We start from the raw sequence: 18,841 nt of genomic DNA on the forward strand, positions 1-18,841 counted from the left end.
TGGCGTGGAGCTGGTTTTGCTCAGTGCTTTTTCAGCTCGCCTTCCCACTTGGCCACCACCGCGGTGGCGATGGAATTGCCCACCACATTGGTGGCGGAGCGGCCCATGTCCAGGAAGTGGTCGATGCCCAGCAACAGCAGCAGGCCGGCTTCCGGAATGTTGAACTGGGCCAGGGTGGCGGCGATCACCACCAGCGAAGCGCGCGGCACGCCGGCCATGCCCTTGGAGGTGAGCATCAGGATCAGCAGCATGGAGATTTCCTGCGCCAGCGTCAGATCGATGCCGTAAGCCTGGGCGATGAAGATGACGGCGAAGGTGCAGTACATCATCGAGCCGTCCAGATTGAAGGAGTAGCCCATCGGCAGCACGAAGCTGGCGATCTTGTTGGAGCAACCGAAGCGCTCCAGCTGTTCCAGGGTCTTGGGATAGGCGGCTTCGGAACTGGCGGTGGTGAAGGACAGCAGCAGCGGTTCGCGCATCATGCCCATCAGCTTGAGCACGCGCGGGCCGATGAACATCGCGCCGGCCAGGATCAGCAGGCCCCACAGGATGCCGATGGACAGGTAGAACTCCGCCATGAACTTGCCGTAGGTGGCGAGAATGCTCAGGCCTTCCTTGGCCACGGTGGCGGCGATGGCGCCGAACACGGCCAGCGGCGCGAACAGCATCACGTAGCTGGTCACTTTCAGCATCACGTGGGCCACCACGTCGATGGTGTCGATCAGCAGCTTGGCGCGTTCGCCCAAAGCGGCCATCGCGCAGCCGAAGAACACCGAGAACACGACGATCTGCAGAATCTCGTTGGTGGCCATCGCCTCAAACACGCTCTTGGGGATGGCGTGGGTGACGAAGTCCTTCACCGACAGAGCGCCGGCCTGGATGCCGCTGGTGGCGTGGCTGTCCGGCAGCGGCAGGTTGAGCGCCACGCCCGGCTTGAGCAGGTTGACCATGATCAGGCCCAGGGTCAGGGACATCAGCGAGGCGCTGATGAACCACAGCATGGTCTTGCCGCCGATGCGGCCCACGGTCTTGGCGTCTCCCATCTTGGCGATGCCCACGATCAGGGTGGACACCACCAAGGGCGCGATGATCATCTTGATCAGGCGCAGGAAGATGTCGGTCAGAATGGAGATGTTGCTGGCGAAGGCTTGGATGTCGGCTTCGCTGGCGGCGTTCTCGCGATAGAGATAGCCGGCGATGATGCCCAGCACCAGGCCGATGAGGATCAGCCCTGTGAGTTTTTTCGACTGCATTGAGAAGTTCCTACCTGTATTTGAGAGCGTTTTGATAACAACACGGCAAGTTCGTAATGAAACAATGCCGGCGCCAGTCCGGTGGAGGGAGCAGCCGCTTCGTGTGTGTCAAGGTTGCCGATGTAGTGGCCCGCCTACGTTATTGTTGTTTGATTTTATTGGCATTGCTGCCAGTTGTAGGACAGTTATTGACCTATTTAGGGGTGGGATTATAGTGAATTAGCGAACGCTTGTCTTTGTTGTATTTCGAGTCTTGAATTTCGTAGACGAGTGTGTGTTGCGGAAACGAATGATGATGAACTTGCCATCGGGATGAAGGGCCGCCGCGGAGGCCTTGCTGCGGCGGCCCGGCGTTTCAGTGGTGGATGTCCAGCGTGACGTCGCCGCGTTCTTCGGCCACGGTTTCCAGAATTTCCAGGATGGTGGCGTAAAGGTCCGCGCCCAGCGCCTTGCGCGCCTCCTCGGTTTCGCGCCAGACGATCTCGAACGGGCCCGGCACGTCCTTGGCCAGGCTGTCGTACAGCGCGTCCAGATTGCGGCCGAAATGGGCCGGCAAGCGCAGCTGGCGGCTCAGTTCGTCAAACAGCTGGTCCAGGCTTTTGATGTGGTGCAGTTCGCAAACTTTCACTGGCATGGTGGCACCTCGATGAAGCGGTTGTAGTGGTCCACGGTGACGAAACGCTGACCGGAACCGGAGAACACGATGCGATAAGCGCCGCGCTTGCCCCCTTTATAGTTCAGGTCGGCTTCCTGCCATTGCCCTTTGGGCAGGCGTTTTTCGTAGTTGCCGAAGCGGTCGCCGCCTATGGACTTGCCGTTGAGGCCGGGCACGCTCCACAGGCTGCGGCCGGGCTGCCAGCCGGCGTTCTTGGCCTGGCGCTTGGTGACGAACTGCGGCGGCAGCTGGCCGGTTTTGCCCAGTTGGCTCAATACCGCGCTCAGCTCGTTCTGATTGAGCCGGTTGCCGGCTTGCTGATTGACCTGGGCGGCCACCAGCGAGCATTGCGGCAGCGCCCAGGCGGCGGGGGTGGCGATCAGGCAGGCCAGCGCCAGCAGGCGCGACAGACGTGGAATCATTGGGTTTGCTCCAGGGGCAGGGACTCAACCGGATAGTCGGCGCCTATCAGCAGCGGCAGAATGCGGCGCATGCCGGCGCTGTCGGCGTCGGTGGTGATGAAGCGGTAGGCCGGTTCGGCGGCGGGCGCGGCCTCCGGCAACAGCGAGACCACGCGCCGGGCGATGGCTTCGGCCGGGTCGTACAAGGCGATGCCGTCGCCGGTCAGTTCGCGGATCAGCGGTTCCAGGAACGGGTAGTGGGTGCAGCCCAGCGCGATGTGGTCGATGTTTTCGTCGAGTAGCGGCCGCACTACGGCGGCCACCAGTTCGCGCGTGCGCGGGCTGTCCAGTTCGCCGGCCTCCACTTGCTCCACCCAGCCCGCGCCCACGCGGCGCAGCACTTCGATGTGGTCGGCGTGGGTGTCCAGCAGTTTGCGCACCCGCTCGCTTTGCAGCGTGGCCTGGGTGGCCAGCACCGCGATGCGGCCGGTGCGGCTCATGGCCGCCGCCGGCTTGATCGCCGGTTCTATGCCCACCAGCGGGATGGATAGCTCGCGGCGCATGGCGGCGATGCCGGCGGTGGTGGCGGTGTTGCAGGCCACCACCAGCAGGGAGGCGCCTTGGTCTTGCAGATAGCGGGCCATCCTGACGCTGCGCGCGGCGATGTCGCTGTGGCTGCGTTGGCCGTAGGGGCAGTAGGCCTGGTCGGCCAGATAGGTGATGCCCCAGCCGGGCAGCGCGGCGCGCACGGCCTTCCATACCGAAAGGCCGCCGAGGCCGGAGTCGAACATCGCGATCATGATGTGTTTATCAGTTGTTCTGGATGACGATCTTGGGGAATTTGCCGGAGAAGTCCTGGGCTTTCTCGCCCACCTTCACCGCCACTTTGCGAGCGATGGCCTTGTACAGCTCCGCCACCTTGCCGTCCGGGTCGGCCGCCACCGTGGGTGTGCCGCCGTCCGCCGCCAGGCGGATGCCCATGTCCAGCGGCAAGGAGCCCAGCACGTCGACGCCGAAGTCCGCCGCCATCCGCGCCGCGCCGCCTTCGCCGAAGATGTGTTCGGCGTGGCCGCAGTTGGAGCAGACGTGGATGGCCATGTTCTCCACCATGCCCAGGATGGGAATGCCCACTTTCTGGAACATGGTGACGCCCTTGCGCGCGTCCAGCAGCGCGATGTCCTGCGGGGTGGTGACGATGACGGCGCCGGTGACCGGCACTTTCTGCGACAGCGTCAGCTGGATGTCGCCGGTGCCCGGCGGCATGTCGATGACCAGATAGTCCAGATTGTCCCAGCGGGTGTCGTTGAGCAGCTGTTGCAGCGCCTGGCTGACCATGGGGCCGCGCCAGACCATGGCCTGGTCCGCGTCCACCAGGTAGCCGATGGACATGGTCTGCACGCCGTGGCTTTCCAGAGGTTTCAGGCTCTTGCCGTCCGGGGTTTCCGGACGCTGGCCCTGCAAGCCCATCATCAGCGGCTGCGAGGGGCCGTAGATGTCGGCGTCCAGGATGCCGACGCGCGCGCCTTCCGCGGACAGCGCCAGCGCCAGATTGGCCGCGGTGGTGGATTTGCCCACCCCGCCCTTGCCGGAGGCGACGGCGATCACGTTCTTGACGCCGGAGAGCAGCGGCACGCCGCGCTGGGCGGAGTGGCTGGTGATCAGGCTGCCCACGCGCACGCTGAGCTTGCGTTGCTCGGCCAGCGGCGCCAGCGCGGCTTCAAAGCGCTGGCGAACCGGTTCGTGCTGGCTGTTGGCCGGATAGGCCAACACCACGTCCAGCGACAGTTCGGCGTCGCTGATCTTGATGTTTTTCACCGCCTTGGCGGCGACGAAGGGTTTGCCGGTGTTGTCGTCGATCAGGCTGGACACGGCTTCCAGCACTTGCGCATCGCTGAGTGACATGCTGTTTTCGGTTCCCGGTGAGGACTGGAAAAGGCGGGTGAGCTTGGAAAGCATGGGGAGGACATCCGTTGAATCTGTGGCTGTCCGGCAGTTTACCCCAACTTGCCCGCGCTGGCATCGGCGCGGGCGGGCAGGGCGTTCCGCCGGCCGGGTTTATTTGACCACGTTGCCGGCGACGTTGAGCACGTCCCAGGTGCGGGCGAAGGGCGGCGCGTAGCAAAAGTCCATCATGCCCAGTTCGCGCGCGCTGACGCCTTTGGCGATGGCCACCGCCAGCGCGTCCAGCCGGTGCACCACGTCGCCGTTGCGGCCTATCATTTGCGCGCCCAGCAGCCGCTGGCTGCCGGTTTCGTAGGTGAGCTTGACGTGGACTTCCGCCTGGCCGGGCACGTAATTGGTGTGGTTCTTGTCCTTGACCTGCACGCTCTTGCAATCGAAGCCGGCCGCGCGCGCTTGCGCGTCGGACAGGCCGGTGCGCGCGGCGTCCAGCGACAGCACCCGCACCGCGGCGGAGCCCAGGGTGCCGGGATAGGCCTGGCGGCCGCCGGCCATGTTCTCGCCCACCAGGCGGCCCAGCTTGTTGGCGCCGGTGGCCAGCGCCACATAGACCGGCTGGCCGGTCAACTGATGCGGCGCCGCGGCGCAGTCGCCGGCGGCGTAGATGTCCGGCAGACTGGTTTCGCCGTAGGCGTCGACCACGATGGCGCCGTTGCTCAGCCGCGTGAGGCCGGCGTCGGCGGCGAAGGCGGTGTTGGGGCGTATGCCTATGCTCAGCACCACCAGGTCGGCCGGGTATTCGCCGCGCTCGGTGAGCACGCTTTGCACCGCGCCGTCGCCGCGCAACGCGGTGACGGCCTCGGACAGATGCAGCGCCACGCCGTGTTCGCGCAGCTCCTGTTCCATCAGGCTGGTGATCTCGGCGTCGAAGGCGTCCGGCATCACCCGTTCCGCCAGCTGGATCAGCCGCACCCGCTTGCCCAGGCGCACCATGGCTTCGGCCAATTCCAGGCCGATGAAGCCGGCGCCGATGATGGCGACCTCGCGCACCTCGTCGCGGGCCGCGGCGGCGCGCAGCGCCAGGCCGTCCTCCATCACCCGCAGCGTGTGCACGCCGGGCAAGTCCAGACCCGGCAGCGGCGGGCGGATTTCGCTGGCGCCGGTGGCGATCATCAGTTTGTCGTATGCGGCGTCGAAGACCTCGCCGTCCGCCAGCCGGCGCACCCGCACCCGCTTGGCCGCGGGGTCTATGCTCAGCGCCTGGTGGCCGGTGTGCACGCGGATATCGCGCTTGGCGAAGTCTTCCACGCTGAATTCGGCCATATGGCCGGGCTCGTCGAACTCGCCGCCGACGAAGTAGGGCAGGCCGCAAGCGCCGAAGGAGATGATGTCGGACATCTCGTAGACGTCGATTTCGGCTTGGGGCGCGCTGCGGCGCGCCTTGGCCGCCGCGCTCATGCCGGCGGCTTCGCCGCCGATGATGACGATTTTCATATAATGCTCCCGTCTGGGGTTTTGCTGTGCCGCGTTGCGCCGGCTCGCACTAGGGCGTGCTCGGTTTGCATTATGGGGCTGTTGGCCGCTTTCATGGAAAAACCGCCGGGCATGCTGGGTTTACAGGCTGTAAGGCTGTAAACGGGGTAGGCATTCTCCGGCGGTTTTCAAGGCGGCGTCGCGCGTTGTGGCTGTTGTGGCTTAAGCCATCTCTTCGTCCAGATTGATCTCGCGGTCGCTATTGAACACTTGCATGTCGGTCTGGCCCAGCAGGCGGCTGGTCACGGTGCCGGCGGTGATGGAGCCGCTGACGTTGAGCGCGGTGCGGCCCATGTCGATCAGCGGTTCGATCGAGATCAGCAGGCCGGCCAGCGCCACCGGGAAGTCCAGCGCGGACAGCACGATCAGCGCGGCGAAGGTGGCGCCGCCGCCAACGCCGGCCACGCCGAAGGAGCTGATGGTGATGATGGCGATCAAGGGCACGATGAAGTGCAGGTCCATCGGGTTGACGCCCACGGTGGGGGCGATCATCACCGCCAGCATGGCCGGATAGATGCCGGCGCAGCCGTTCTGGCCTATGGTGGCGCCGAAGGAGGCGGCGAAGTTGGCGATACCGTCCGGAATGCCCAGCAGCTTGTTCTGGGTGGCCACGTTCATCGGGATGGAGCCGGCGCTGGTGCGCGAGGTGAAGGCGAAGGTCAGCACCGGGATCACTTTCTTGGTCCAGCGCAGCGGATTGACGCCGGCCAGGCCCACCAGCAGCAGGTGCACGGCGAACATCAGCAGCATCGCGCCGTAGGAGGCCAGCACGAAGTTGATCAGGTTGACGATGTCGGCCCAGCTGGAGCCGGACACCACCTTGGTCATCAGCGCGAACACGCCGTAGGGAGTCAGGCGCAGCACCAGGGTCACCATGCGCATCACGATGGCCTGGGCCACGGCGATGAAGTGGCTGAAGCTGGCGAACAGCTCGGGCTTCTTGCGGGCGATGCCGGTGGCGGACAGGCCGACCAGCACCGAGAAGATCACCACCGCGATGGTGGAGGTCTTGCGCGCGCCGGTCATGTCCAGGAAGGGGTTGGCCGGCAGGAAGTCCAGCACCAGCTTGCTGAAGGACAGCTCTTCCACCGTGCTCAGGTTTTTCACCAGCGATTCGCCGCGCGCCACTTCGGCCGCGCCGGCGGTCAGGCCCTCGGCGCTGAGGCCGAACAGATTGGCCATCAGGATGCCGGCGCCGGCGGCGAGCATGGTGGTGAACAAGAGCACGCCCAGCGTGGCGGCGCTGATCTTGCCCAGCGAGGAACCGCCCTCCAGCTTGAGCAGCGCGGCGATGATGGACACCATGATCAGCGGGATCACGATCATCTGCAGCAGCTTCACATAGCCGGAGCCGATGATTTCGCACAGCTCCAGGCAGGCGGCCAGCGCCGGCGATCCAGGCTGGGCCAGCCATTGCAGCGCGGCGCCGAAGGCGACGCCCAGCGCCAGGCCGGTGAAGACCCGCTTGGTGAAGGAGACGTGAGTGCGTTGCTGCTGCCACAGCAGCGCCAGCAAGGCCAGCGTGACGGCTAGCGTGGCGATGACGGTCAAGGTCATGGGAAACCCCTTAATCTATTGGTTTTGTCGTCAGGTTTCACTGGCCGCCCGGGCCGGCTGGTGCAGGGGGGAGTGTTGGGGCGGCGAGCTGGGCTCAGGGTAGCGACGGCAGGGCGCCGGTTTGTTGAGCGAGGTCAGACGAGCGTGGAATCCTGATAAAAAAAGCTTCATCCAGGCCGGGCGTCGCGTGCGGGAGGCTGCGCGGCCAAGCCGGGGAATGCGGCGAAAAGGCGCGATTTTACCGAGTTTCCCCGGGCTTGACCCATATTAATAAGCATAAGCTTATTGATTGTTTTTCTATCAGCCGCGCCGTCGTCTCGGCCCGCTGCGCTCAGGCGCAGGCGCGAACGGTGCGGCAAGCGTCCGCGCCGGCCGGGGAAGCCCGGCCGCTCCCCTGGTCTGGTAGGGCGAAACGGTTTGGCCGCAAATTGCTGTTTTTATTGTGTTTGTGGCAAAAATTGCTTTGCGCGCCCCCGGTTCTGCAGGTACAATTGCGCCCTTTTTTCGCTTTATTGGCCCTTGTCCGTCCGGCCGCATGGGCAAGCGCGCCGCTTGCCGGTCTCAGAAAGGCTGCATCTCCGTAATGTCCGCTCTACACGCAAAGCTTAGCCGTTCCAATCTATTGTTCCCGCTGGCCCTGGTGCTGTTCGAATTCGCCGTCTACATCTGCAACGACATGGTGCAGCCGGCGATGTTGGCGGTGACCCGGGAATTCCTGGTAGACGCCTCCTGGGTGCCGGCGTCGATGACCGCCTTCCTGCTGGGCGGCGCGCTGCTGTCCTGGCTGACCGGCCCCTTGTCCGACCGCATCGGCCGCCGGCCGGTGCTGCTGTTCGGCGTCGCCTACTTCACCGTGACCTGCCTGGCCACCTATCTGGTCAGCTCCATCGAAGCCTTCATCGCGCTGCGCCTGCTGCAGGGCGTCGGCCTGTGCTTCATCAACGCCGTCGGCTACGCCGCGGTGCAGGAAGCCTTTGAAGAAAAGGCCGCGGTCAAGGTCACCGCGCTGATGGCCAATGTGGCGCTGATCGCGCCCTTGGCCGGCCCGCTGGCCGGCGCCGCCTTGATGGAGCTGGCGCCGTGGCGCACCAGCTTCCTGCTGATCGCCGTTCTGTCCTTCCTGGCCTTGCTGGGCCTGCTGTGGAAAATGCCGGAAACCACCCAGCCCAGCCATGAGAAGCTGCCGCTGGCGCAGATGGGGCGCGATTACCTGAAAGTGTTCGGCAACGGCCGCTTCGTGCTGTCCGCGCTGTGCATTCCGCTGCTGGCGCTGCCGCTGATGGGCTGGATCGCCATGTCGCCGGTGCTGCTGATCAATGATCTGCACATGAGCGCGCTGGAATACGGCCTGATGCAGCTGCCGGTGTTCGGCGGCCTGATCGCCGGCAATCTGGCGCTGGTGCTGGTGGCCGGCCGCTGGCCGTTGGGTCGTTCCGCGCTGATCGGCATGTGGCCCATCGTGATCGGTCTCAGTCTGATGCTGTCCGGCGTGCTGTGGTCCGCGCATCCGCAATACTTCATGGTGGCCGGCATGATGCTGATGGCTTTCGGCGAAGGCCTGGCCTTCGGCGTGCTGTACCGCTTCGCGCTGATGTCCTGCGACGCCGCCGGCAAGGGCACGGTGTCCGCCAGCATGAGCATGCTGTCCATGGCCGGCTACGCGCTGGGCGTGGAACTGTTCCGCATCGCTTACCAGCAAGCCGGCATGCTCGGCTTCGCCTGCCTGTCGCTGGCCTTCTCGCTGGCCTATGTGCAAGTGGCGCGCCGCACCGTGCGCTGGGCGATGCTGGAGCGCGCGCAGCAGGCCGAGGCCAAGCAGCCGGAACTGGCCAATCAGGCGTCCTGAGCCTGAACCCGGCCCCGCTGGCACAGCCCGGCCCGCATGCGCGGCCGGGCTTTGTCTTGGCGGAGCCGGCTTCCCGGCGATCCGTCGTGACCGCCGGGGGCGACTGCCTCTATAATCGATCGTTTCAGATCGCACCTTTGGAACAATCCTAATGACCAAACGCAAGATTCTGGTGACCAGCGCATTGCCTTACGCCAACGCGGGGCTGCATCTGGGTCACATGCTGGAACAGATTCAGACCGACATCTGGGTGCGCTTCCAGAAGATGCGCGGCCACGAATGCTATTACGTCTGCGCCGACGACACCCACGGCGCCCCCATCATGCTGGCGGCGGAAAAGCAGGGCATCACCCCGGAGCAGCTGGTGGACAGCGTGCGCGAACTGCACCTGGCGGACTCCCAGGGCTTCCTGATCGGCCACGACAACTACTACAGCACCAACAGCCCGGAAAACAAGGCGCTGGCGGAGCAGGTCTACCTGGCGCTGAAGGCCGACGACAAGATCGCCTGCCGCACCATCGAGCAGCTGTTCGACCCGGAAAAGCAGATGTTCCTGCCGGACCGCTTCGTCAAGGGCGAGTGCCCGAAATGCAGCGCCAAGGACCAGTACGGCGACAACTGTGAAGTCTGCGGCGCCACTTACAACCCCACCGAGTTGAAGAACCCGTACTCGGCGGTGTCCGGCGCCAAGCCGGTGCTGAAAACCTCCGAGCACTATTTCTTCCGCCTGGGCGAATGCGCCGACTTCCTCAAGCAATGGACCGGCGGCGGCAGCGCGCGCGCCGACGGCGCGACCCAGCCGCATTTGCAGCCGGAATCGCTGAACAAGATGAACGAGTGGATCTCCGGCGGCCTGCAGGACTGGGACATCAGCCGCGACGCGCCGTATTTCGGTTTCGAGATCCCTGGCGCGCCGGGCAAGTACTTCTATGTATGGCTGGACGCGCCCATCGGCTACATGGCCAGCTTCAAGAACCTGTGCGATCGCAGCGGCCTGAACTTCGATGAATGGTTCGGCAAGCACAGCCAGACCGAGATGTACCACTTCATCGGCAAGGACATCCTGTACTTCCACGCGCTGTTCTGGCCGGCGATGCTGAACTACTCCGGTCTGCGCGCGCCCACCGGCGTGTTCGCCCACGGCTTCCTGACCGTGGACGGGCAGAAGATGTCCAAGTCGCGCGGCACCTTCATCCAGGCCAAGAGCTATCTGGACTGCGGCCTGAACCCGGAGTGGATGCGCTACTACATCGCCGCCAAGCTCAATGGCCGCATCGAAGACATCGACCTCAACCTGAACGACTTCGTCGCGCGGGTGAACTCCGATCTGGTGGGCAAGTTCGTCAACATCGCCAGCCGTTCCGCCGGCTTCATCGCCAAGCGCTTTGACGGCATGCTGGCCAGCCAGGTCAGCGACGGCGACATCCTCGCCAAGCTGCAGGCCGCCGCCGACGAGTTGGCCGCCGCCTTCGAAGCGCGCGAATACGCCAAGGCGCTGCGCGACGTGATGGCGCTGGCCGACGTGGTCAACGCCTACGTGGACGCCAACAAGCCGTGGGAACTGGCCAAGCAGGAAGGCCAGGACGCGCGTCTGCAGGAAGTCTGCACCGTGCTGATCAACGCCTTCCGCCTGCTCACCATCTACCTGAAGCCGGTGCTGCCCAAGCTGGCCGAGGGCGTGGAAGCCTTCCTCGACGTGGCGCCGCTCGCCTGGAGCGACGCCGCAAACCTGCTGCTGGGCAAGAAGATCAATGCCTACCAGCACCTGATGCAGCGCATCGACCCGGTACTGATCGACAAACTGATAGAAGCGAACAAACAGAATATGCAAGCCACCGCAGACGCGCCGGCCGCCGCTCAATACGAGCCGCTGGCCGAAACCATCAAGATCGACGACTTCGCTAAGCTGGACCTGCGCATCGGCAAGGTGCTGGAGTGCAACTTCGTCGAAGGCTCGGACAAACTGCTGCAGTTCACCGTGGACCTGGGCTTCGAGAAGCGCAACATCTTCTCCGGCATCCGCAAGGCTTACCAGGAACCGGAAAAACTGGTGGGCCGCAATGTGGTGGTGGTGGCCAACCTGGCCGAGCGCAAGATGCGCTTCGGCGTGTCCCAGGGCATGATCGTCTGCGCTTCCGGCCAGGACGACAGCGAAGGCCTGTTCCTGCTGGACGCCGACCAGGGCGCCAAGCCGGGCATGCGCATAGGCTGAGCCGGTAGTTCCTAATCCTGACTGTTCTTTTTGCTAGTTGGGTCCCGCGGCCCCTGCTGTCATATTGGCATGCAGGGGCCGCGTCATTTCGCGGCCCCGAAAGCTTCACCAGGCTGTCATCTGAGGCTGTTACATTGACCGCAAGCCAAATGCGAAACATTCTCGTCCGGCTGGCGGAACTTTTGAAAATATGGTATGTCTCTAGATGAAATGAATTTTGAACAACCCAAAAAAAAGAAAAAGGAATGAACCATCATGAAAATTTCTCAACTGAAACCCGGCTACAAAATCCTTGAGCACAAGGACAGCGGCTCTACCATGCATTACGAAGTGGTCAGCATCCGACAGGTTGGCAAGATGTTCGAAGTGACTTTCAAGTCCGCTTTGGGCTTGGCCAGCGCCTTGTATCCCGCCAACGCCTTCATTCAGGCGGCCGCCTGATGCCTCCCCCCTGCGTTTGTCCATTCCATTGCGCAGATTACCGATGAAGCCCCGCGAAACGCGGGGCTTTGTTTTTGGCCGGTCCTTTCCCTCCCTTGCAAAAAACTCAAGCCAGGCAGTTGACGTTTCGATGCAAATTGTTCATGCTTTTTGCATTTGATGGCGGAGGCGCCGTGCCGCAACGCTCAAAACTGATTCTGGAAATCATCGTCAATTTCCTGTTGCCCTGGCTGTGTTACCGCTATGGCGAGCCGCGCTGGGGCGAAGCCGGCGCGCTGATGTTCTCCGCCTTGCCGCCGGTGTTGTGGAGCGTGGTCGAGCTGGTGCGCTTCCGTCGCGTGGACGCCTTGAGTCTGCTGGTGCTGGCGGGTATAGGCTTGTCCTTGCTGGCCATGTTGTTGGGAGGCGACGCGCGCCTGCTGTTGCTGCGCGAGTCCCTGATCACCGGTTTGATCGGCTGCGGCTTTCTGCTGTCCCTAGCGCTGCGTCGGCCGCTGGTGTTCTATCTGGCGCGGGCGACCTTGGCGCGGGAGTCGGCGCAGGGGCGGGAACGGTTCGAACAGCTGTGGCGGCTTGACGGTTTCAGGCGCGCCATCCAGCTGATGACGCTGTGGTGGGGCTTGGGGCTGAGCCTGGAGGCCGGCGGGCGCGCTTATCTGGCCTGGACCTGGCCGGTGGAGCGTTTTCTGCTGGTGGCGCCCTTCATTAGCTACGGCGTGATGGGCGGGCTGTGCCTGATGACCTTGCTGTATCGGCGACGGATGCGGCGCGAAGCCGCTGTGGGCGTGGCCGCGCCTTGAAGCGGGCGGGTGGACGAATAAAAAAAAGGGCCGCATAAGCGGCCCTGAAGTTCCGTGATGAACACTTAGGAGGAAAGACACGGCTGCTCGATTTGCGGCTTCGCTGGCAGTCGAAACCGCAGCGGCAATGTCTTCCAAAATGCACAAAGATCGCGCCCGCATCGGCAGTGCCTGTTGGCAGACAGGCGGCTGACTTCTCGGGCCGCAATCGCTCGGGGAGAACGACTGCGCTGACCTTGAGTTCACTTTAGACGGTCTTTGTTGATCAGGTGTGTGGTAGCAAAGATCAACTGTTAACAAGTATGTATCGTCTTGGCGCGAACTTTCAGCGCGCCGGCAATCTTTTTTGTCAAAACGCTTGACCAAGAAAACGGGGCGGGGTATAGTTCACCCCTCTGCACGAAACACAGCAGACAGATCAGACGCGGGGTGGAGCAGTCTGGTAGCTCGTCGGGCTCATAACCCGAAGGTCGTAGGTTCAAATCCTGCCCCCGCAACCAGTTAAAAAAGCCTGAAGCTAAACAGCTTCGGGCTTTTTTGCGTTGGTTTCCCTTCTTTGTCCGGTAAGACTATCGAGTCGGCTTGTTTTTGACGCTTCTCAGCGTTCAGAAGATGAGTTTCCGCTCCCGCTCCGGAAAGACGTTCCCGCCGCGATATTGTCGCGGCAACTCCCTTCTTGGCCCATGCCGGGCCTCATTTCCTTGAGAGCAGCGGGCGCTTGGCCGCCCAGCGAGTTCGGCCGGATTGGCGCGCTTGGACGATTTGGAGCTTCGGCGGCAGGGGCGCCGCATCCTGCGGCGTTTGGTGGTTCCGAACCTGGGCTCTTGGGGAGAGGCGTCGCCGACTCATGATATTTTCTTGTCGGCCTGAGCATGAGGCTCCTGAACCGCCTGGGCAAGGAAGGGGGATTCACCTGGCAATCCGTTTTCAATTTTCTCGCCTTGCGGTGCCGCCCTCAAACAAGCAATAAACCATCCCGCGGCTTTGCTCAGGATTGCGCCTTCCCGTACCAGTAGCAGCAAGTTCACATCCGGCGGGCGCACGTCCAATGGCAATTCGACAAAGCGCTGCGCTGCCAGCGTCGATCTCAGGGCCAGATTGGACAGCGGCACCACGGCGTCCAGCATCGTCAGTAAAGCGCAAATCAATACATTCGAGGTGCAGCAAATGATGCGTTCCGGCGGCGGCAATCCCTGCCTGGAAAACATGTCGCAGATGAAGCGCTCATATTGGCCGCTTTGATCCGAGTGCAACCACTCGGCGTCCTGAAGTTGGTGCAGGCTGGCGGCATGCCGCAGCGGGCTGTCCGCGCTGACCACGAAGCCGGATCGCGACTTCAACAGTGATTCCGGTTTGACAAAGGCGCCATCGGGCGGGGCGGCGAAAGCCCCGAGTCCAAAATCCAATTGCCCGTTGCGCAAGCCGTCCAGCAGCTGTTGGCTGTCCAGCTCCAGAAAGTCCACGCGCACCTGCGGCATGGTCTTGCGGAACGCGGCGAACGCCTGCGGCAATATTTCCAAGCCGGCCAACGGGGTCAGGCCGATGCGCAGATTACGCTCGCGGCCGCTGCGCAATTGGCTCATTTCCTGTTGCGCCCGCTCCAATTCGCGTATCACCAGCCGCGCGTATCCCAGCAGCGTTTGGCCGGCGTCAGTCAAAGTCACCCCCCAGGAGTTGCGCAGCAGCAGCGACACGCCTTGCTCCGCCTCCAGCTTGCGCAGAGCTTTGGTAATGGCGGGCTGGGTCACGCACAAAGCCCTTGCCGCCGCATTGATGCTGCCATGATCCGCTACCGCCGCCAGCGCGCGCAGTTGGTGCTGCTTCAGCAAACTCACTCTAATAACTCCTGCTTATGGCTATCAATATTTGTGCTTATTCAGCACAAATAGTTTTGCATATCATGCAGCGACACCTTCCAAACCACGGGGCCCAAACCATGGCAAACCTTCCATTCATTCTCCCAGAAATCCTGCGCAACCTGGATGAGTTCATCGAGCTGCGCCGTCAGATCCATGCTCATCCCGAGCTTGGGTTCGAGGAAAAACGGACCAGCGAGCTGGTGGCCGCCAAGCTTGCCGAGTGGGGGTACGAGGTGCATGCCGGCGTGGGCAGAACCGGAGTGGTGGGGACGTTACGAGTTGGCGATGGCTGCCGCTCGCTCGGCATCCGCGCCGATATGGACGCGCTGCCCATCCAGGAGAACACCGGGCTTCCCTACGCCAGCACCTGCCCTGGAAAGATGCACGCCTGCGGCCACGACGGCCACACGGCCATCCTGTTGGCCGCGGCCAAGTACTTGGCCGAAACCCGCCGCTTCAACGGCACGCTGAACCTGATTTTTCAGCCCGCCGAAGAGGGCCTGGGAGGGGCTCCGGCCATGCTGGAGGACGGCCTGTTCGAACGCTTTCCCTGCGATGCCGTATACGCGTTGCACAACGCGCCCGGGTTGCCCGTTGGATGTTTTGCGTTGAAAGAGGGGGCGATGGCGGCCTCGTCCGACAGCGTGGACATACGCCTCGCCGGGGTGGGGGCGCACGGCGCCATGCCCAGTTTTGGCCGCGACCCCATCGTCGCCGCATCGTCCATCGTCATGGCTCTGCAAACGCTGGTGGCGCGCAACATCCCCGCAACGGAAGCCGGTGTGGTCTCCGTCGGTTCGCTCCATGCCGGCAAGACGTACAACGTGATTCCCGAGCACGCGGAGCTGAAGCTGACCGTGCGCGCGCTTAGCCGCGATGTCCATGCCACGTTGAAACAGCGCTTGCATGAAGTCGTCCAGTTGCAGGCGCAGAGCTTTGGCGTGGCGGCGGAGATCGATTACCGCACCATCTCGCCAGTGTTGGTCAATACGCCGGATGAAACTCGCTTGATGAGCGCGCTGATCCGCGAGCAAGCGGGCGCGCAGTGTTTGATCGAACCGCCGCAGGGAATGATGGGCAGCGAGGACTTCGCCTGGATGTTGGAGAAGAAGCCGGGCTGCTACGTGCTGCTGGGCAACGGTACTGAAAGCCGCGGCGGCTGCATGGTTCACAACCCCGGCTACGACTTCAACGACGAGGCGCTGCCGGTGGGCGCCTCGCTGTGGGCACGGTTGACGGAAAACTACCTGCGAGCCTGACGCGCATTGCGATCAAGCCGGCGGCACAGCCGGCATTGCACCACCAAGGAGAAACCGATGCTGCTGCGCCATACCTGGCCGCCTCTGCTGGCGGCCTGTCTGTCCCCATTCGCCTGGGCCGATTCTTTCTTAATGACCCGCCTGCAAGGCCTGCCTCTGTTCAACGGCGCTCTGAAGAACGGCGGCGTTGCCCCGTATGGCACATTGGACCTGGGCGTTAACTACTCGCAGGCCGGCGGCAAAAGCACATGGCAGATGCAGAGCGGTGGCGAATGGACGTCAAAATTCGGGCTGGCCGGGCGCGAGTTGTTGGGCGGCGGCTGGAAGGCGGAGTTCAACCTGGAGGCCGGCTTTAACGCAAATGACGGCACTCCTCAGGTCGCCGGCGCGCCTTTCAACCGCGAAGCCTGGCTGGGGCTGGAGTCCCCGCAATGGGGGGCGCTGCGGCTGGGGCGTCAGCTCAACGCCGGTCTGCCGCTGTTCGTCGATCCATTCGGCGCCGTCAACACCAACTCGGTCTATAGCTGGGTGGGCATGGGGGCGGTGCAGACGTCTCGTGGCGTCTTGCCCAATGCCGATCTCGGTCCCGGCTCTGCTCAGCTGGACAGCCGGGCGGGAGGCACCGTCAAGTGGATGTCCCCGCGCGGTCAGGGCTTCAATGTGGAGCTGCTGCAAGCCGCCGAGCCAGGGCGGCGAACACCTGGCAGCCGCGGGGCCATGCTGGCTCATCTGGATGGGCCGCTGTTTCTGGCCGCCAGCCTCAACCAGAGTTGGCAGCCTTTGCCCCAAGCGCTCGGCACGGGCGCGGTGCGCAATGACTTCTATGGCTTGGCCGCGGTTTATGACACGGGCCGGCTGGTGTTGTCCACCTCCCACACCGTGACCATTCCGCGCCGCCAGCAAAACGGCATCGCCCGCGTTTACACGGCCGGGGCCATCGTCGCGGAAAAACGGCATGTCTATCGGCTCTCCATCGTTTATCGCGACACGTCCAGCGCGCGCGATTCGGACGGACGCTCCGTCTCCAGCGCCGCCCTCGGCCTGATGCTGGGTTACGACTACATGCTATCCAAACGAACCGGCCTATATGCCCGCGCCGGTTCCATTCGCAATCTTGGCGGCTCCACCTTGGTCCTGAACAGCCAGCCGCTGCCCACCGACGCCCTTGGCCGGCCGTTGTCGGGGATTGCGCCCGTCAGTGCCGCGATAGGCCTGTATCACAACTATTTCTGACGCAGGCTATAGCTAAAACCGGGAAATACACCATGCACAAGACGCTGACCGCTCCACCTCCCTCCGTCCCGGCCGAACCCGCAGCAAAGTCGTCGCGCCGAACCATCGTCGCCGTATCGCTGGGCAATTGGCTGGAGCTGTACGACTTCACCGTATTCAGCTTTTTCGCTTTGCTGATCGGTAAACTGTATTTTCCTTCCCACAGCGAGTACGGATCGCTGCTGATGGCGCTGGCCACCTTCGGCATTGGCTTCGTCATGCGGCCGCTTGGCAGCGTGGTGATAGGCCGCATCGCCGACCGTTCCGGGCGCAAGCCGGCGTTGACGCTAACGATCTGGCTGATGGTGGCCGGCACCGCTCTGATCGGTCTGGCGCCCACCTACGCCAGTATCGGCGTACTGGCGCCGCTGCTGATCGTCGCGGGCAGATTGCTGCAGGGCTTTGCCGCTGGCGGCGAGGTTGGGGCCGCCACTAGCTACCTGATGGAGTCCGGCGCACGCCATCGCCGTGGCTTCAGGGTGAGCTGGCAGATGGCCACTCAGGGCGGGGCCGTGCTGGCCGGCGCGCTGAGCGGCGCTCTGCTCAGCCACTTCCTCAGCGTTGAGGCGCTAGAGAGTTGGGGCTGGCGCTTGCCCTTCCTGCTGGGGCTTCTGGTGGGGCCGGTGGGGCTGTACATCCGCCGCCACTTGGATGAAACCCACCACGCTGAGCCGTCCCCCCAGCCCCGTCTGGGCGAGCTGGTCTATCGGCACCGAAGCAAGCTGTTGCTGGGCATGATGCTGATCATGGGCGGCACCGCCAATATGTATGTGGTCGGCCACTACCTGCCATCCTACTTGATCAAGGTATTGCGTCAGCCGCCGGCGTCAGCGCTTCTGGCGGGGTGCGCGGCCGGGCTGCTTCTGTTGCTGGCGTCGCCGCCGGCCGGCATGCTGGCTGATCGCCTGTCCCGGCGCAAGCCCTTGCTGCTGGCGGTCAACTTCTTGTTGGTGCTGCTCGCCCTGCCTTGCTTCATGTTGCTGCATGCTTACCCGGCTCTGCCGGCCGCCCTGGTCTTGGTGCTGGTCTTGGCCGGGCTGCTGGCGCTGGGCAGCCCCGCCGGCTTCTTGCTGATCATGGAAGCCTTTCCCCGCAATGAGCGAGCCACCTGCCTAGCCATCGTCTACGCCTGCGGTGTGACGCTGTTCGGAGGCTTCGCCCAGTTCATCGTGACCTGGTTGATCAGCGTCAGCGGCAGCCCGCTGGTGCCGGCCTGGTACATCATGGCTTGCGGGGCGGCCAGCTTGCTGGCGCTGCTGATCTTCCGTGAAGAGCGGGTAAAGGATTGAGCCAGGCAGGCATGGGCGTTATTGAGGCCTCTCTATGGCCCCGGCTCACTCCAGGCAGACGTTATCGGCATGATGATCCAGTTGGCCAGATCGTCATGTCGCGTGGCAGGGAAGAGCCGACGCCGTCGCCGACGAAGATCAGGCGGCGAATCTCGTCCAGGCATCTGTCGTAGACGGCGGATTCGATGCGGCTGACGGTCAGCAGCACCACCAGGCCGGCTGCATCCTCCAGCAGCGGGCCGGCGCCGCCCCATTCTCCGCCCACGGCGACGCCTTGCAGCACTCGCAAGGCCACCAGAGTCCGATTCGCTGGTGGGTGGGCAGCAGGCCGATGCAGACGGTGGCCACCCCCATCAGCATCAGGGTGATGACCAGCGATTTCTTCCGGCCCAGCCTGTCTCCCAGGTGCCCGAAGACGATGCCGCCCAAGGGGCGGGCGAAGAAGCCGACGGCAAAGGTGCCCAGGGCGGCCATGCGGCTGAGGAAGGGGCCGCCGGGCGGGTAAGAACAGCTGGCCGAACACCAGGGCGGCGGCGGTGCCGTAGATGTAGAAGTCGTACCACTC

17 protein-coding genes and 1 tRNA gene are annotated in these 18,841 nt (G+C 63.8%); 8 read left to right on the plus strand and 10 right to left on the minus strand.

All coding sequences use genetic code 11. The features are described 5' to 3' along the window. Positions 1-20: 20 nt before the first annotated feature. From JW897_RS14970 to JW897_RS15000, 7 genes are all read right to left on the minus strand, one after another. Positions 21-1,253 (minus strand): dicarboxylate/amino acid:cation symporter, encoded by a 1,233-nt coding sequence (locus JW897_RS14970; RefSeq protein ID WP_048412466.1) that lies wholly within the window; start codon positions 1,251-1,253, stop codon positions 21-23. A 355-nt stretch (positions 1,254-1,608) separates the two neighbouring features. Then, entirely contained in the window at positions 1,609-1,887 is a 279-nt protein-coding gene (locus JW897_RS14975) for a barstar family protein (protein ID WP_048412467.1), read from the minus strand. Continuing rightward, a complete protein-coding gene (locus JW897_RS14980) occupies positions 1,878-2,330 on the minus strand; it encodes a ribonuclease domain-containing protein (RefSeq protein WP_205466801.1) in 453 nt (150 codons plus the stop codon). Before JW897_RS14980 ends, JW897_RS14975 begins: the two co-directional genes overlap by 10 nt. Then, positions 2,327-3,109 (minus strand): glutamate racemase, encoded by a 783-nt coding sequence (gene murI / locus JW897_RS14985; protein ID WP_048412469.1) that lies wholly within the window; start codon positions 3,107-3,109, stop codon positions 2,327-2,329. Before murI ends, JW897_RS14980 begins: the two co-directional genes overlap by 4 nt. 10 nt (positions 3,110-3,119) lie before the next feature. Next, positions 3,120-4,211: an iron-sulfur cluster carrier protein ApbC gene (apbC, locus tag JW897_RS14990; protein ID WP_240352225.1), complete on the minus strand. Its 1,092-nt coding sequence runs from the start codon at positions 4,209-4,211 to the stop codon at positions 3,120-3,122. Between the two features lie 153 nt (positions 4,212-4,364). Continuing rightward, entirely contained in the window at positions 4,365-5,702 is a 1,338-nt protein-coding gene (locus JW897_RS14995) for a CoA-disulfide reductase (protein ID WP_205466803.1), read from the minus strand. 201 nt (positions 5,703-5,903) lie between these two features. Beyond that, complete coding sequence (locus tag JW897_RS15000) at positions 5,904-7,298, minus strand: L-cystine transporter (protein WP_048412472.1); 1,395 nt, start codon at positions 7,296-7,298, stop codon at positions 5,904-5,906. Positions 7,299-7,881: 583 nt separating this feature from the next. Between JW897_RS15000 and JW897_RS15005 the strand changes: the two genes are divergently transcribed. The 5 genes from JW897_RS15005 to JW897_RS15025 all read left to right on the plus strand — a co-directional run bounded on the left by JW897_RS15005 (position 7,882) and on the right by JW897_RS15025 (position 13,097). Continuing rightward, the gene (locus JW897_RS15005) at positions 7,882-9,144 is read left to right on the plus strand and encodes an MFS transporter (protein WP_048412473.1); all 1,263 of its coding nucleotides are present in this window, start codon (positions 7,882-7,884) and stop codon (positions 9,142-9,144) included. Positions 9,145-9,295: 151 nt separating this feature from the next. Next, entirely contained in the window at positions 9,296-11,356 is a 2,061-nt protein-coding gene (metG, locus tag JW897_RS15010; RefSeq protein ID WP_205466804.1) for a methionine--tRNA ligase, read from the plus strand. 255 nt (positions 11,357-11,611) lie between these two features. Beyond that, positions 11,612-11,797: a hypothetical protein gene (locus JW897_RS15015; protein WP_019103612.1), complete on the plus strand. Its 186-nt coding sequence runs from the start codon at positions 11,612-11,614 to the stop codon at positions 11,795-11,797. Between the two features lie 173 nt (positions 11,798-11,970). After that, the gene (locus tag JW897_RS15020; RefSeq protein ID WP_205466805.1) at positions 11,971-12,597 is read left to right on the plus strand and encodes a VC0807 family protein; all 627 of its coding nucleotides are present in this window, start codon (positions 11,971-11,973) and stop codon (positions 12,595-12,597) included. A 423-nt stretch (positions 12,598-13,020) separates the two neighbouring features. Beyond that, a tRNA-Met gene (locus JW897_RS15025) sits at positions 13,021-13,097 on the plus strand. Between the two features lie 345 nt (positions 13,098-13,442). Here JW897_RS15025 and JW897_RS15030 read toward each other — a convergent pair. Then, positions 13,443-14,432 (minus strand): LysR substrate-binding domain-containing protein, encoded by a 990-nt coding sequence (locus JW897_RS15030; protein ID WP_205466806.1) that lies wholly within the window; start codon positions 14,430-14,432, stop codon positions 13,443-13,445. A 101-nt stretch (positions 14,433-14,533) separates the two neighbouring features. On the opposite strand from JW897_RS15030, the gene JW897_RS15035 reads away from it, so the two are divergent. Genes JW897_RS15035 through JW897_RS15045 form a run of 3 tightly spaced genes read left to right on the plus strand, consistent with a single transcriptional unit; the run spans position 14,534 to position 18,276 of the window. Next, the gene (locus JW897_RS15035; protein WP_205466807.1) at positions 14,534-15,715 is read left to right on the plus strand and encodes a M20 aminoacylase family protein; all 1,182 of its coding nucleotides are present in this window, start codon (positions 14,534-14,536) and stop codon (positions 15,713-15,715) included. A gap of 57 nt (positions 15,716-15,772) precedes the next feature. Next, positions 15,773-16,948, plus strand: coding sequence for a porin (locus JW897_RS15040; RefSeq protein ID WP_205466808.1), 1,176 nt, complete (start codon positions 15,773-15,775; stop codon positions 16,946-16,948). Between the two features lie 32 nt (positions 16,949-16,980). After that, positions 16,981-18,276 carry an MFS transporter gene (locus JW897_RS15045; RefSeq protein WP_205466809.1) on the plus strand — a complete coding sequence of 432 codons (1,296 nt, stop codon included), beginning with the start codon at positions 16,981-16,983 and terminating at the stop codon, positions 18,274-18,276. A 61-nt stretch (positions 18,277-18,337) separates the two neighbouring features. Here the strand turns inward: JW897_RS15045 and JW897_RS24385 are convergent, their stop codons facing one another. Both JW897_RS24385 and JW897_RS24675 read right to left on the minus strand, forming a co-directional pair. After that, positions 18,338-18,571, minus strand: a complete 234-nt coding sequence (locus tag JW897_RS24385; protein ID WP_240352226.1) for a hypothetical protein — start codon at positions 18,569-18,571, stop codon at positions 18,338-18,340. Continuing rightward, the gene (locus JW897_RS24675; RefSeq protein WP_420837268.1) at positions 18,475-18,750 is read right to left on the minus strand and encodes an MFS transporter; all 276 of its coding nucleotides are present in this window, start codon (positions 18,748-18,750) and stop codon (positions 18,475-18,477) included. The genes JW897_RS24385 and JW897_RS24675 overlap by 97 nt, the downstream gene beginning before the upstream one ends. Positions 18,751-18,841 lie beyond the last annotated feature (91 nt).

This window comes from Chromobacterium alkanivorans, from assembly GCF_016937655.1.
Lineage (GTDB): Bacteria > Pseudomonadota > Gammaproteobacteria > Burkholderiales > Chromobacteriaceae > Chromobacterium > Chromobacterium alkanivorans.

What these genes read in the sequence shown, in the direction of transcription:
- JW897_RS14970 (WP_048412466.1), bottom strand. Translation starts at nt 1,253, where the DNA reads ATGCAGTCGAAAAAACTCACAGGGCTGATCCTCATCGGCCTGGTGCTG.
- JW897_RS14975 (WP_048412467.1), bottom strand. Translation starts at nt 1,887, where the DNA reads ATGCCAGTGAAAGTTTGCGAACTGCACCACATCAAAAGCCTGGACCAG.
- JW897_RS14980 (WP_205466801.1), bottom strand. Translation starts at nt 2,330, where the DNA reads ATGATTCCACGTCTGTCGCGCCTGCTGGCGCTGGCCTGCCTGATCGCC.
- murI (WP_048412469.1), bottom strand. Translation starts at nt 3,109, where the DNA reads ATGATCGCGATGTTCGACTCCGGCCTCGGCGGCCTTTCGGTATGGAAG.
- apbC (WP_240352225.1), bottom strand. Translation starts at nt 4,211, where the DNA reads ATGTCACTCAGCGATGCGCAAGTGCTGGAAGCCGTGTCCAGCCTGATC.
- JW897_RS14995 (WP_205466803.1), bottom strand. Translation starts at nt 5,702, where the DNA reads ATGAAAATCGTCATCATCGGCGGCGAAGCCGCCGGCATGAGCGCGGCG.
- JW897_RS15000 (WP_048412472.1), bottom strand. Translation starts at nt 7,298, where the DNA reads ATGACCTTGACCGTCATCGCCACGCTAGCCGTCACGCTGGCCTTGCTG.
- JW897_RS15005 (WP_048412473.1), top strand. Translation starts at nt 7,882, where the DNA reads ATGTCCGCTCTACACGCAAAGCTTAGCCGTTCCAATCTATTGTTCCCG.
- metG (WP_205466804.1), top strand. Translation starts at nt 9,296, where the DNA reads ATGACCAAACGCAAGATTCTGGTGACCAGCGCATTGCCTTACGCCAAC.
- JW897_RS15015 (WP_019103612.1), top strand. Translation starts at nt 11,612, where the DNA reads ATGAAAATTTCTCAACTGAAACCCGGCTACAAAATCCTTGAGCACAAG.
- JW897_RS15035 (WP_205466807.1), top strand. Translation starts at nt 14,534, where the DNA reads ATGGCAAACCTTCCATTCATTCTCCCAGAAATCCTGCGCAACCTGGAT.
- JW897_RS15040 (WP_205466808.1), top strand. Translation starts at nt 15,773, where the DNA reads ATGCTGCTGCGCCATACCTGGCCGCCTCTGCTGGCGGCCTGTCTGTCC.
- JW897_RS15045 (WP_205466809.1), top strand. Translation starts at nt 16,981, where the DNA reads ATGCACAAGACGCTGACCGCTCCACCTCCCTCCGTCCCGGCCGAACCC.
- JW897_RS24675 (WP_420837268.1), bottom strand. Translation starts at nt 18,750, where the DNA reads ATGGCCGCCCTGGGCACCTTTGCCGTCGGCTTCTTCGCCCGCCCCTTG.